This window comes from Dietzia sp. SL131 (assembly GCF_026672565.1).
Lineage (GTDB): Bacteria > Actinomycetota > Actinomycetes > Mycobacteriales > Mycobacteriaceae > Dietzia > Dietzia kunjamensis.
In genome coordinates, this window is sequence record NZ_JAPPRI010000003.1 from 1,672,440 (window position 1) to 1,685,290 (window position 12,851).

At 71.0% G+C, this 12,851-nt stretch carries 14 protein-coding genes; 6 read left to right on the plus strand and 8 right to left on the minus strand.

The annotated features are described in order from the left end of the window. Window positions 1-62: 62 nt before the first annotated feature. Window positions 63-1,049: a glycine betaine ABC transporter substrate-binding protein gene (locus OVA21_RS08605; protein WP_235027824.1), complete on the minus strand. Its 987-nt coding sequence runs from the start codon at window positions 1,047-1,049 to the stop codon at window positions 63-65. A gap of 69 nt (window positions 1,050-1,118) precedes the next feature. On the opposite strand from OVA21_RS08605, the gene OVA21_RS08610 reads away from it, so the two are divergent. Then, the gene (locus OVA21_RS08610) at window positions 1,119-2,192 is read left to right on the plus strand and encodes a magnesium and cobalt transport protein CorA (protein ID WP_371606811.1); all 1,074 of its coding nucleotides are present in this window, start codon (window positions 1,119-1,121) and stop codon (window positions 2,190-2,192) included. Here OVA21_RS08610 and OVA21_RS08615 read toward each other — a convergent pair whose 3' ends face one another. Genes OVA21_RS08615 through OVA21_RS08625 form a run of 3 tightly spaced genes read right to left on the minus strand, consistent with a single transcriptional unit; the run spans window position 2,193 to window position 4,335 of the window. Then, window positions 2,193-2,765, minus strand: a complete 573-nt coding sequence (locus OVA21_RS08615) for a suppressor of fused domain protein (protein WP_096907204.1) — start codon at window positions 2,763-2,765, stop codon at window positions 2,193-2,195. A 32-nt stretch (window positions 2,766-2,797) separates the two neighbouring features. Then, a complete protein-coding gene (locus OVA21_RS08620) occupies window positions 2,798-3,304 on the minus strand; it encodes a general stress protein (protein ID WP_173674746.1) in 507 nt (168 codons plus the stop codon). Further along, the gene (locus OVA21_RS08625) at window positions 3,301-4,335 is read right to left on the minus strand and encodes an HpcH/HpaI aldolase/citrate lyase family protein (protein WP_096907203.1); all 1,035 of its coding nucleotides are present in this window, start codon (window positions 4,333-4,335) and stop codon (window positions 3,301-3,303) included. Before OVA21_RS08625 ends, OVA21_RS08620 begins: the two co-directional genes overlap by 4 nt. A 69-nt stretch (window positions 4,336-4,404) precedes the next feature. On the opposite strand from OVA21_RS08625, the gene OVA21_RS08630 reads away from it, so the two are divergent. The 4 genes from OVA21_RS08630 (at window position 4,405) to OVA21_RS08645 (ending at window position 8,693) form a co-directional block, all read left to right on the plus strand. Then, entirely contained in the window at window positions 4,405-5,718 is a 1,314-nt protein-coding gene (locus OVA21_RS08630) for a magnesium transporter MgtE N-terminal domain-containing protein (RefSeq protein ID WP_067718399.1), read from the plus strand. After that, entirely contained in the window at window positions 5,715-6,266 is a 552-nt protein-coding gene (locus OVA21_RS08635) for a DUF1003 domain-containing protein (RefSeq protein ID WP_067718401.1), read from the plus strand. Before OVA21_RS08630 ends, OVA21_RS08635 begins: the two co-directional genes overlap by 4 nt. A 168-nt stretch (window positions 6,267-6,434) precedes the next feature. Then, entirely contained in the window at window positions 6,435-7,490 is a 1,056-nt protein-coding gene (locus OVA21_RS08640; RefSeq protein ID WP_254050434.1) for a lytic transglycosylase domain-containing protein, read from the plus strand. Between the two features lie 39 nt (window positions 7,491-7,529). Then, window positions 7,530-8,693 (plus strand): Mrp/NBP35 family ATP-binding protein, encoded by a 1,164-nt coding sequence (locus OVA21_RS08645; protein ID WP_268092237.1) that lies wholly within the window; start codon window positions 7,530-7,532, stop codon window positions 8,691-8,693. A 73-nt stretch (window positions 8,694-8,766) separates the two neighbouring features. On the opposite strand, the gene tatB is transcribed toward OVA21_RS08645, so the two are convergent. The 4 genes from tatB to sigE form a co-directional block, all read right to left on the minus strand. Continuing rightward, the gene (tatB, locus tag OVA21_RS08650) at window positions 8,767-9,237 is read right to left on the minus strand and encodes a Sec-independent protein translocase protein TatB (RefSeq protein WP_268092238.1); all 471 of its coding nucleotides are present in this window, start codon (window positions 9,235-9,237) and stop codon (window positions 8,767-8,769) included. Between the two features lie 60 nt (window positions 9,238-9,297). Next, window positions 9,298-10,815, minus strand: a complete 1,518-nt coding sequence (locus tag OVA21_RS08655) for a S1C family serine protease (RefSeq protein ID WP_096907202.1) — start codon at window positions 10,813-10,815, stop codon at window positions 9,298-9,300. Window positions 10,816-10,825: 10 nt separating this feature from the next. Further along, window positions 10,826-11,257: an anti-sigma factor family protein gene (locus tag OVA21_RS08660; protein ID WP_119191776.1), complete on the minus strand. Its 432-nt coding sequence runs from the start codon at window positions 11,255-11,257 to the stop codon at window positions 10,826-10,828. Window positions 11,258-11,396: 139 nt separating this feature from the next. After that, the gene (gene sigE / locus OVA21_RS08665) at window positions 11,397-12,017 is read right to left on the minus strand and encodes an RNA polymerase sigma factor SigE (RefSeq protein WP_163375952.1); all 621 of its coding nucleotides are present in this window, start codon (window positions 12,015-12,017) and stop codon (window positions 11,397-11,399) included. Window positions 12,018-12,219: 202 nt separating this feature from the next. Here sigE and OVA21_RS08670 point away from each other — a divergent pair, with 202 nt between their 5' ends. After that, window positions 12,220-12,828, plus strand: a complete 609-nt coding sequence (locus tag OVA21_RS08670; protein WP_159148617.1) for a hypothetical protein — start codon at window positions 12,220-12,222, stop codon at window positions 12,826-12,828. Window positions 12,829-12,851 lie beyond the last annotated feature (23 nt).

The following is a 12,851-nucleotide window of genomic DNA, read 5'->3' on the forward strand; positions in this document are numbered from 1 at the left end:
CGTAGGAGGAAGGGCCCGACCACCAGGTCGGGCCCTTCCTCGTGTTCCACCCCTCGCGGAGGTCAGTAACCGTGCTCGTCCAACCAGTAGTTCGCCAACGCGACGGGGGTCGCGGAACCGAATTCGACCCCCAGCAGGAGCTCGCGGACGTCCTCGGTGGTCAGCTCCCCGCTGATCCGGTTCACCAGGGCGAGCTGATCCTCCGAGAGCGAGCCCTTGCGGAACACGGGCACGAGGTGCTGGGCGAGGACGGCGTCCTCGTCGTCGTCCAACGCGACGATGTCCTCCGGATGGAGGACGGGGTCGGCCGACTGGACCAGACCCACCCCGATCTCCCCTTCCCGCAGGGCGTCGAACACCGCGCGGGGGTTGGGCCCCAACGCCACGCGACGGCCGAAACCGCAGTCGTAGGTGGTACCGACGGATGTGGCGAGCTCCCGGTCCGCGAGCGCCTCCTCGCGTGCGCCGAGGGTGAAGTCACCGCACCTCCCGGCCAGGTCGGACATCGTCCGCAGGTCTCGCGATTCCGAGGTGTGCCGGGTGACCGCGTACACGGGGGCGTCCTCGGCGGGCGCAGGATCCGCCGCGGTCACGCCCTCCGGGAGGGCGGCCATCATGGCGGTGTACACCTCATCGGCCTCGACCTCGGTGGAGTTCTCGTCGAAGGTCCGGAGCAACTCACCGGTGAACCCGATCGTGAACGTCGCCTCCCCGGTCACCACGGACTCCACGACCTCGTCCTGGGTCCCGGCCTGCGGGCGGGCGGTCACCCGCGACCCCGACCGCACCAGGGCGTTGCCGTAGATATGACCGACGATCTCGACCTCGCCGAAGGATGCGGTCTCGACGACCACCACCGGATCGTCCCGGTGCGCGGGAACGATCGAGGACTGCGCCTGGCAGCCGGACAGTGCCATCGCGCCGACCCCCGCGAGCACCATCGCGCACCGCCCCGCCCGATCCCCCGTCCGCAGCATCCGACCACGCCCTTCCTCACCCCGGCCGCGCCGGTCGGCGCGGATCACCTCGAGGGACAGTCTCCCAGCCACGCCAGCCGGTCGTCACTCCGAGGGCCCGCACGGCGGATATTGTCAGGCGAGACGAGGAAAGGGGACCGGGTGCCCGCGATCCCACCACGACGGCCGTCGACAACCCGAGCAGATGCCACGCCACGAGGCCCGGCCGGGTCGGCGCACCACGCGACCGTGGACTGCGTCGTCTACATCAACGGTGTCGGTGAACGCGGCCGGGTCCCGCACCGGGAGGCGATCCGCCGCGTGCGCGACAGCGGTCGAGGCTTCGTCTGGGTCAGCCTCGACGCCCCGGGGCACGACCAGATGGAAGCGCTGTCCCGGGACCTGGGGCTGCACGAGCTCATCACCGAGGACGCGACCAGTGGCCGGCAGCGTCCCAAGTTGGAGGCCTACGACGACGCTCTCGTGCTCAACATGTCGACCGTGCGGTACCTGGCCCACGAGACGGTCACGCAGGTCAGCGACATCGTGTCCACCGGCGAGCTGATGGTGGTCCTGGGCCGGGACTTCGTGGTGACCGTCCGTCACGGGGACCAGATCACCCCCACCGACCTCGTCGGCGCGCCCGGGTACTCGCCGGAACGGTTCGCGATCGGGCCGGCGGCGGTGATGCACGCCGTGGCGGACCGTGTCGTCGACAGCTACATCGAGGCCGCCGAGGGGATGGCCGCGGACATCGACGAACTCGAGTCGGCGCTCTTCACACCGCGCACCCGGGTGGACATCGAACAGATCTACGTCCTCAAGCGGGAGCTACTCGAACTCAAACACGTCATCGGGCCGTTGACCACGCCCCTGCGACGCCTGTCGGTCGATCATCTCGACCTCGTCCCTGCCGAGGCCCGCCACTACTTCCGCGACGTCCAGGACCACCACGCACAGGCGGCAGCGGTGGTCGCGACCCTGGACGAGCAGAGCACCTCGCTCGTCAGCGCGGCGGCGGCGATAGTCGGGGTCCAACAGAACACCGACATGCGCAAGATCTCCGCCTGGGTCGCCATCGCGGCCGTACCGACGATGATCGCGGGCGTCTACGGCATGAATTTCCGCCACATGCCGGAGCTCGAGGCGCGATACGGGTACTTCGTGGTGCTGGGGATCATGGTGGCGATGTGCGCCGGGCTCTTCCTGCTGTTTCGCCGGAACCGCTGGTTGTGATCAGCGGTTCAGCCCGGGGTTGACCGCCGAGCGCCCGGGATCGGTGACATCGATGCCGGCCTCCGCCCACGCCTCCTCCAGTTCCGCCGCGCCCTTCATCCGTACCCACGCCGCCTCCGTGTGGGTGACCGGAACGGCCCGGAACACGGTGACCGGCGCGGCGTCACCGGGCAACGGCACGTCCGGGATCTCCGGAGCCCGCAGGACGACCCCCGTGAACGACGCGCCCGGCCAGAGCGGCTCGCCCAGGTCGATCAGTGCTCCCTCCGACAGGACGAGGCCCTCCACCGCGGGTGCGGCCGCGAGCACCGCCAGCGCGCGGACCAGACCGTCCACCCCGCCACGCAGGATCAGACTCAGCTCCGCCCGCGGCGCGGTGGGGTCGGGAACGAGGGCCGAGGGGTCCCCCATCGGTTCGGCTGAGCACCCCAGCGAGACATACCGCACCACGCCGGACTCGATGTCCACGAACCGCAGGATCCTGATCGGTGACGCGCCGAGGAATGTCACCGACGCCTCCTGGGGCTCCGGGCCGTGGTGCTCGATCAGATGCGCCCGCACCGCGGAGAGCACGTCCGAGGAGCTCGTCGGACCGCCGGGCAGCACTACTTCAGCCCGAGGCGGGCGAGCTCGTCGCGCACCCGTTCCGCGTTGGCGGGCTCGCACAGGACGTCGTACCGTCCCGCGACGAGCTGCGAGGTGGACGCGAAGTCACGCTTGCCGCGGGTGGCCGCGTAGGACAGCGAGGCCGAGACGACCCCGAACACCGACCCGCCCACCAGGCCCGTCAGGACGACTCCCCACATGGGCTGCGTGAAGATGCCGAGCAACAGGCCGATGAACAGCCCGAGCCAGGCGCCGGTGGCCAGGCCACCGAGCAGGACCTTGGGCCATGTGAGCCGGCCGGTCACCCGCTCGACCTGCATCAGGTCCACTCCCACGATCGTGACCTCGTGGACGGGGAACTCCTCGTCCGCGAGATGATCGACCGCGGCCTGGGCCTGCGCGTAGGTGGGGTACGACCCGACCACCCAACCGGTCGGCGGCGTGGGCAGGCCCGGGGTCTGACCAGCCCGGGTCCTACCGCCTGCCGGATTCACGGGAGAGCTCATGATGTCCGTCCTTCCGGGTCCGTTCCTACGTCGGCCTGATCCGTCACGGTCATCCCGCCCGCACGACCCCGCGCGGACACGACCAGCGCCATCTTACGACTGGCCTCGTCGAGCATCTCGTCGCCGAACATCACCGCACCGCGAGCACCTCCCTCGACGGACGTCGACCGCGCGTAGGCGGCGAGGATGGCCTCGGCCTGGTCGAACTCCTCCTGGCGGGGGCTGAACACCTCGTTGCCCGCGTCGACCTGGGCCGGGTGCAACACCCACTTGCCGTCGAAGCCGAGTGCTGCGGTGCGGGCGGCCGCACGGCGGAACCCCTCCACGTCCCGCACCTTGAGGAAGGGCCCGTCGATCGCCTGGAGGCCGTGGGCGCGGGCGGCGACGAGGATGGTCATGAGTACGTGGTGGTAGGCGTCACCCGGGGCGTAACCCTGGGGTTGCTCCCCGACCGTGAGGGTGCGCATCCCGACGGAGGCCATGAAATCGGCCGGACCGAACACCAGCGTCAGGACACGCGGACTGGCCGTCGCGATCTGATCGATGTTGGTCAGCCCCAGGGCGTCCTCGATCTGGGGTTCGATGCCGATGTGCCCGACCGGTAGGCCCGCCGCCTTCTCGACCTGGGTCAGCACCAGGTCGAGGGCCACGACCTCCGCCGCGGAGCGCGCCTTCGGCAGCAACAGTGCGTCGACGCGGGCACCCGCGCGACCGACTATCTCGGTGACGTCCCGCACCGTGTACTCGGTGTCCCACGCGTTGACGCGCACCACCACCGTGGGTGCGGCGAAGTCCCCGCCGTTCAGGGCGGCCACCACGTTCTGGCGGGCCTCCTCCTTGGCGGGACCCGCCACCGCGTCCTCGAGATCCAGGAAGACCTCGTCCACCGGCAGTCCCCTGGCCTTGTCGATCATCTTGACACTGCTGCCGGGCACGGCCAGTACCGTGCGCCGGGGACGGGCACGGAGTTCGGCGAGCGCCGTGGCGGCGTCCTCCGATGGCGCGGGTGTCGCGTGGGGGGCTGCGGTCATCGTGAGTGGCACTCCCTTACGTCCGGTATGGCGGGCGGGCGCCGCCCGTGGGTGACTAGCCTGGTCGACATGGCGAACCTCAACAAGGCCTTCGTCGCCAGGCTAGCCGGACTACCGGTGATCGGCCCTGACGGGGACGACATCGGACGGATCCGGGACGTCGTGGTGACGATGCGGTCTCGGCACAAGCCCCCCCGGGTGATCGGACTCGTGGTCGAACTACCCACGCGTCGCAGGATCTTCGTGCCGATGCTCAGGGTCGCCTCGATCGACCCCCGGTCCGTCTCCCTGGTCTCGGGCACCATCAATCTGCACCGGTTCCAGTCCCGACCCGGGGAGAACCTGGTGCTCGGGGCGTTGGTGGACTCCGTGATCGGAGTCGAGCGGGACCAGGTCGGTTCGGAGAAGTCGGGCGGTGACCAGAAGGACATCCGTTACCAGGTGGTCGACGTGGAGATCGAGCGTCAGCGCTCGAGGGACTGGCTCGTCTCCCGACTCGCCGTACGCGCACGACGCGGGCGCGCCTCGCTCGGCCGCCGCGGCGAGGTGTCGATCCATCCGTGGAGCCGGATCCGGGGACTCGACGACGACGCGATCGGCACCCCGGAACACAGTGCCGAGAGCCTGGTCGAGCACTATGCCGACATGCGCCCGGCCGACGTCGCGAACGCCCTGCGGGAACTGCCGGAGGTCCGTCGGCTGGAGGTCGCCCGGACACTGGACGACGAGCGATTGGCCGACATCCTGCAGGAGCTGCCCCACGACGAGCAGACCGAGATCGTCACCCGGCTCGAGCTGGAGCGCGCGGCGGACGTGCTCGAGGCGATGGACCCCGACGACGTGGCCGATCTGCTCGGCGAGTTGCCGGAGCAGGACGCCGAGTCATTCTTGGAACGCATGAACCCCGAGGACTCGGCTCCCGTCCGGCGTCTGCTCACGTTCGACGCGGACACCGCGGGCGGGCTCATGACCCCCGAGCCGATCATCCTGTCTCCGCAGACGACGGTGGCCGAGGCCCTCGCCCACTGCCGCAACCCCGACCTCAGCCCGGCCCTGGCCAGCCTCGTCTTCGTCGTGAGGCCCCCCACCGCGACACCGACGGGCAAGTACCTCGGATGCGTCCACATCCAGGCGCTGTTGCGGGAGCTGCCGTCGATGATGGTGGCCGAGACCGTCGACACCAGCCTGTCCACGCTGCGCCCGTCCGACTCGACGGACGCCGTGACCAGGTTCTTCGCCACCTACAATCTCGTGTGCGGGCCGGTGGTCGACGACGAGGGACACCTGCTCGGCGCGGTGGCGGTCGACGATCTGCTAGACCATGTCCTCCCGGACGACTGGCGGGACATGGACCTGCACGACGACAGGGAGGCGACCCGATGAGCGAGCCCACCGTGCGGTCCTCGCTCTCGATGCCGGTGACCTCGCGCAGACCGAGGATCAGCTTCGACGCAGACGCGGTCGGCCGCTACAGCGAGTCCGTCGCGCGGTTCTTCGGGACCGGCACATATCTGCTGATCCAGACGATCATCGTGATCGTCTGGATCATCATCAACGTCGCGGTGGTCGCCCTGCGCTTCGACCCGTATCCCTTCATCCTGCTCAACCTCGCGTTCTCGACGCAGGCCGCCTACGCCGCTCCGCTGATCCTGCTCGCACAGAACCGGCAGGAGGACCGCGACAAGGAGTCCGTCAGGGAGGATCGCCTCCGCGCCACGCAGACCAAGGCGGACACCGAGTTCCTCGCCCGGGAACTCGCCTCGGTCCGGCTCTCCGTCGGTGAGACGGTCACCCGCGACTACCTCCGGCGGGAGCTCGACGACCTCCGTGATTCCGTCGAGCGGATCGAGACCCTCCTCTCCGGCCTCGAACCCGGGACGTGTAACGCCGATCACAACAAAACCGATTCAGACGTCAAGGGCCGGGGGTAGCCTCGGCCGGGACGGAACGTCGTGGGGCGCAGCACGTTCGCTGGGCCGACCGGGAAGTCGTAGGGGGAAGTCTTGCGCCGTTTTGCGCACAACGCCGATCGCCGGGTTCTGACCAGTGCCGCCGTTACCGCCAGCGCGATCGCTGTGCTGTCGGCCGTGGGACTGAACATGGACACCAGTCGCCCCGCGCCGCCGGACATCACTCCGCTGGCCGAGTACGCGCCCAGCACGCCGACGGTGACCGAGGCTCCCGCCACCTCCCGCACCACAGAGCCGTCCCCGGAGGAGGAACCGGCCGCACCGGAGGACCCCGGCGCCGCCCACATCGAGCCGGCGACCATCCCGGACGGGCCGCTGGGCATCCCCGGCATCGCCCTCGACGCCTATCACCGCGCCGCGGACCGCCTCGATGCGGAGAAGCCCGCCTGCGAGATGGACTGGACTCTCCTGGCCGGTATCGGCCAGGTCGAGTCCAACCAGGGACGTGGTCGGTTCGACGTCCACGGCAACACCATCGGCCGCATCCTGGGCCCCCGCCTCGATGGGAGCCTTCCGGGAACCGCCGTCATCACCGACACGGACGGGGGCCGGTTCGACGGCGATGCGGAGTTCGACCGCGCGGTGGGCCCCGTGCAGTTCATCCCCTCGACCTGGGCCGGTCTCGGTCGCGACGCCAACGACGACGGGGTGGCCGATCCGAACAACATCTACGACGGCGCGCTGTCGGCGGCGTCCCTGCTGTGTGGGCAGGGGGGATCGATGGCCGATCCCGCCGCCCGCACCCGGGCGGTCCTGGCCTACAACAACTCGCTGGCCTATGTCGCCAACGTGAACGCCTGGGCCCACGGCTATGCGGTCAACGCCGTCCCGCTGCCGTCGGACCTGCCGGAGATCCACCAGCCCGAACCCACCATCGAACCCCCGGAGCCGCCCGAGCGATGCCCCGAGGGGTGGGAGGGCGAGCCCACCGAGGCACCCGAGCCCGTTGCTCCGGGTGAGCCCGAGGCCCCGGTGCCCGGTTGCACGGAGGTCGAGCCCCCGACGACTCCGGCCCCGCCCGCGCCCAGCGCCTCTCCTTCGCCGTCGGCGACGCCGACTCCGACGCCGTCGCCCGAACGCCCGGCGCCTCCGGCGGTGGCGCCCCCGGCTCCGGCGCTACCGGGTTTGCCCGTGATCGAGTTGCCCTGCATACCTCCGTTCTGCGTGCCGTCGCCGCCTGCCTGAATCGTCACCCGGTGCCGTGACGCCTAGACTCGGGGCATCATGAGTGCACCCAGCGAAGAACTGATCCGGGCCGCCCTGGCGAAGGTCGACGACCCGGAGATCCGGAAGCCGCTCACGGAGCTCGGCATGGTCAAGGGTGTCGAGGTGGACCCCGCCACGGGCCGGGTCGACATCGGCATCTACCTGACCGTCGCCACCTGTCCGATGCGGGACACCATCACCGACCGTGTCCGCACGGCGGTGGCCGACGTCCCGGGCGTCGGCGAGATCGCTGTCGAGCTCGACGTGATGAGCGACGAGCAGCGCACCGAACTGCGCAAGCACCTGCGCGGGGATGCCGCGGAGCCCGTCATCCCGTTCGCCCAGCCCGGCAACCTGACCCGCGTCTACGCGGTCGCCTCGGGCAAGGGAGGGGTCGGCAAGTCCACCGCGACGGTCAACCTCGCCACGGCCCTCGCCTCGCGGGGGCTCTCCGTGGGTGTACTGGACGCCGACATCTACGGCCACTCGATCCCTCGGATGCTGGGGACCGACGCGCGACCGACCCAGGTGGAGCAGATGATCCTGCCGCCCGTCGCGCACGACGTGAAGGTCATCTCGATCGCACAGTTCACGAAGGGCAACACCCCGGTTGTGTGGCGCGGGCCCATGCTCCACCGGGCGTTGCAGCAGTTCCTCGCGGACGTCTACTGGGGTGATCTCGACGTCCTGCTGATGGACCTGCCCCCCGGCACGGGCGATGTGGCGATCTCGATCGCGCAGCTCATCCCCTCCGCGGAGATCCTCGTGGTCACCACGCCCCAGCAGGCTGCCGCAGAGGTGGCCGAGCGGGCCGGATCGATCGCGCTGCAGACCCGTCAGCGCATCGCGGGTGTCATCGAGAACATGTCATGGCTCGAGCTGCCCGACGGCACCAGGATGGATGTCTTCGGCACCGGCGGCGGTGCCGAGGTGGCGGCCAATCTGTCCCGCTCGGTCGGTGCACCCGTCACGTTGCTCGGTCAGGTCCCCCTGGAGCAGGCCGTGCGCGAGCACGGGGACGAGGGCACGCCCATCGTCCTCGCCGAGCCGGATTCGCCGTCCGGGCGCGCATACCGCGAGATCGCGGACGGTCTGGCCGTGCGCCCCCGGGGCCTGGCGGGGATGAACCTCGGGATCGACACCACCCGGCACCTCTGGCGGACGGCGACGGCCGGGGGCTGAGCCCCCGGCCGTTCGTGCCGTCTGTCCGCCGCGGGTCGGGCCGGACGCGCGCCGGACCGGTCGTGAGGGCGGGTCAGGTGGCGTCGCTGTCCCACACGGGTCCCGATGACGAGGGCGGCGGCGCCGGGGTGTCCTGGACGGGTGCGGTGCCGGCGGTCCGCGGCGCCGTCGACCGGCGGGGGTCGGCGGAGGCCGTTCCCGCGGTTCCCGCCCCGGCGGCGACCGCGGGAGCGCCCGCCGGCGCAGCGGCTCCGAAGTCCCCGGAGAACAGGGAGTCGTCACCGTCAAGGAGATGCTTGGTGACCATCGCGCGCGGACTCAGCCCACGCAGGTCGTTGAGCTGCTTGAGGGGCTCCCGGAACTCCTCGAACTCAGTCCCGTAGTCATCCCGGAGCTGCTGCTGGGCGTTGCTGGCGAACTCACGGACCTTGCGGATCGCCGAGGCCAGCCAACGGGCGGCCTCGGGTAGGCGCTCGGGCCCCAGGACCACCAACGCCACCACGCCGAGCACCAGGAGCTCGGACCACCCCACGTTTGTGAACATCGCAGCCAGGATACGTCGCCGGGCTCACCGGTGGGAACCCGAGTTGTCCGGTGCCCCCGGTCAGCCCAGCGCGGGGCGCACGGTCAGTTCGACCCGCGTTCCACCGCGGATGACCTGGACCGGGACGTCGACGTCCGCCCCGGCGCGACGGACGGCCACCACCAGTTCATCGGAGGAACGCACCTGCCGGTCACCGACCCTGGTCACGACGTCCCCTTCCCGGAGTCCGCCCTCCTCGGCGGGCGAGCCCTCACGCACGTTGACGATCTCGGCGCCCTCCACCGACCCGTTGTCCGCCTTGCGGGCGTTGACGCCGATCGTGGCGTGGCGGACCGCCCCGTCGGTCATGAGCGACGTCGCAATCTCGCGGACGTCGTTGACCGGGATGGCGAAGCCGAGACCGATGGAACCCCCGGACTGGGTGAAGATGGAGGTGTTGATACCGATGACCGCTCCGGTCCCGTCGATGAGCGGTCCCCCGGAGTTACCGGGGTTGATGGCGGCGTCCGTCTGGATCGCGTCGATCACCACGTCGCCGTCCGAGGTGGCCTCCCCGAGGGCGATCGGGCGCCGGGTCGCCGAGACGATGCCCTCGGTGACGGTCCGGGCGAGTCCGAGGGGCGAGCCGATGGCGATGACCTGCTCCCCCACCTGGACGTCGTCCGAATCGCCCAGGGTGGCGACGGTGAGGTTCTGGACGTCGTCGACCTTGAGGACCGCGAGGTCGGTGGCGGGGTCGCGCCCCACCATCTCGGCCGAGGCCCTGGAGCCGTCGGGGAAGATGACGTCGATGTCCGCGCGGTCGGCGGCGCCGTCCATGGTGACGACGTGGTTGTTCGTCACGATGTAGCCCTGTGGGTCGATGACGATGCCGGAGCCCTCCCCCTGGGCCGACGCCGTGGACACCGAGATGTTGACTACGGCGGGTTGGACGCGCTGAGCGACCTCACCGACCGGGTTGTCGGATCGGACGACGTTCTCCGGGGCGTCGGCGATCCGGACGGTGGAGGTGGTGAGGACGCGCGCGGAGTCCGCCACGACGGCGCCGATGGCGCCCGCGACGAGGGCGACGACGGCGACGGCCGCGGTCGCGCCGGCCACGGCCTGACTGCTCAGCCGACGTTCGAACAGTGCCTCGGACAGCGAGAGCCTGGCAGCGGGGGCCGCGGCCGCGCCCGACAGGTCGACCGGCTCATGGTCGGCAGTGGCGGGCACCGCGGGTGCGCCGTACCCGACCGGAGCGTCGGGGTCGCGCCACGGGTCCGGAGCGGGCGGCGGTGGAACCTCGGACTCGTCCTGCCACGCCGGATGCCGCTCTATACCCCGAGCGGCTCCCGGGGCCGGGGCGAAGGCCTGCTCGAGGACCGGATCGGCGTCGCTGCCGAGGAGCGGGCCGGGGTGCGCGGCGGCACCGACTCGGGACGGGTCGAATCCACCGGTGACCCCGTCTGGTCGGGCGAACCGTGCGACATCGTCCTCGCCCACGGCCGGCCGATCGATCGGGGCGGGTTCACGAAGCGGGCGGTCCGGTTCCCCGTCCCGCGCCGCGGGCCCGGCCGCGCCTGTGTCGTCCTCCACCCGGCCCACCCTAGTTGCCGCGTCGCCACAGCCGGCGAAGCAGTCTCGACCAACCGTGGGTCTCCTCGGACCCGGCCACCGGATCGGGGCCCGTCCGCGTGGCCGGATCGGGTGCGTCCTCGAGTGACCGCAGCCGTTCGAGGAGTTCGCGGGGCATCTGGATGGGGCCGGATCCGCGCAGTGCGCGGCGTGCCTCACGCTGGACCTCGACCTCCCGACGACAGTGCGGACACCGGGCCAGGTGGGCGTCGGCCCGGGACTGCCCCGAGGGCGGTAGCCGACCGTCGACATAGGCTGCCGCGGCTTCCGTGGAGAGGTGGTCGGTGGACAGGAAGCTCTCCCTGGCGCGGGGCGGGCCGGTCCTGTCGACCACTTTCCGCGCCGAGTCGAACGACAGCGTGAACTCGGGGCCGGGTCCGCGTCCGTGGAGGTGTCTGTCCACGCCCCTCCCCTTCTCCGGTCATCTCGTGGGCTCGTCCGAGTCCCCGTCGAGGTGTCAACGTCCGGCGTACTCGCAGGGTTCCCCCACCGCCACCCGCTGTTCCCGGTACGGACGCGGGTTGTGCCGATCGCCCGCGGGATCAGTCGATGCGCTGGTGGGCGCCGGTGACCCCGGCCGCCTCGAGTTCCGCACGCAACGCGGCCCGTCCGCGGTGGATCCGGCTCCTGACCGTGCCCATCTTGACGCCCAGGATGCGTCCGACCTCCTCGTAGCTGAGGTCCTCGATGTCACTGAGGACCACGGCGGCGCGGAACTCCGGGGACAGGTTGGCCAGCGCGGTCTGCAGGACGGGGTCGAACGTCTCCTCCGAGATCACCTGCTCCGGGCTGCGTTCACGACCGGGCACCCTTTCGGCGTCCTCGGGCAGCGCCTCGAAGCGGATGCGCCCGCGCCGGCGTGCGGAATCGAGGAACAGGTTGGTGACGATGCGGTGCATCCAGCCCTCGAAGGTCCCCGGCTTGTAGCGGTCCAGCGAGCGGAACACCCTGATGAACGCCTCCTGGGTGATGTCCTCGGCGTCGTGGGCGTTCCCGCAGAGGCGGTACGCCAGGCGGTAGACATGGTCACCGTGCTGCGCGACGAGCTCGGACCAGGACGGCATGTCCGTAGCCTCGCCGGTGGCGTCGAAACGAGCGGTCCCGGCCGCCTCGCCGAGGGCGACCGGTGCGATCGCCGTCCCGTGCACGGTTCGTGAGTACATGCGCTGCCGCCGCCTTCCGGCCCGGGCCTGTGGGAGCCCGCGCGGTGGTGGCCGCGCCCTCGTGGCGCGACGTGTGCCCACCCTTCCCTACGGGGCTGTCCTCACGGTATACGCGTACTGAGACAGCCCTGAGAGTCTGATACCGATCCGATCACCGCGCGTTGGTCACCGCTGCCTCCCCGGTCGGGGATACGCTGCTCAGGTGTCCGATTCCTCTGATGTCCCCGCCACCGATCGCTCCGGTCTCGACGGGATGGCGCAACGCAGCGCCGCCCTCGTCGACGACTCGCTCTACGCCTCCGCACGGGCCGAGGCCGAGGAACTCGGGGCCGCCTCGCCGGACGCCCTGACCGCGGACGCGATCCGCCTGGTGGCCCGCTTGAACGGCACCCGCGCCGCCGTGTGCATCACCCCCGCGCCGGGAGTCCCCGCTCTGGCGATCCTCGCGGCGGCCGCGCCCGGCTCCGGAACCGTGGTCACCTGCATCACCGACGACCCGCATCACCTCGAGGCGGCGCGATCGGCCGTCCGCGGCGCGGGCCATCCCGCCTCCTCCGCCCGCTACATCGCCGCCCGGCCGCTCGAGGTGGCGGACAAGCTCGCGGACGGCGCCTACGACCTCGTGGTCGCGGACGTCCCGGCACATTCGGTGCCGCGCGTGATCTCCCGATCCCACCAGCTGTTGCGCGCCGGCGGCGCGCTGGTCCTGATGGGTGAGCACGCCCCGCTGCCCGAGGACGCGGGGCTGCCCGAGCGCGCGCACGTCACGGTGCTCCCCGTGGGGACCGGCCTGACCGTGGTCACCCTCTGAGCGGTCGTCCCCTCCCGAGGGTT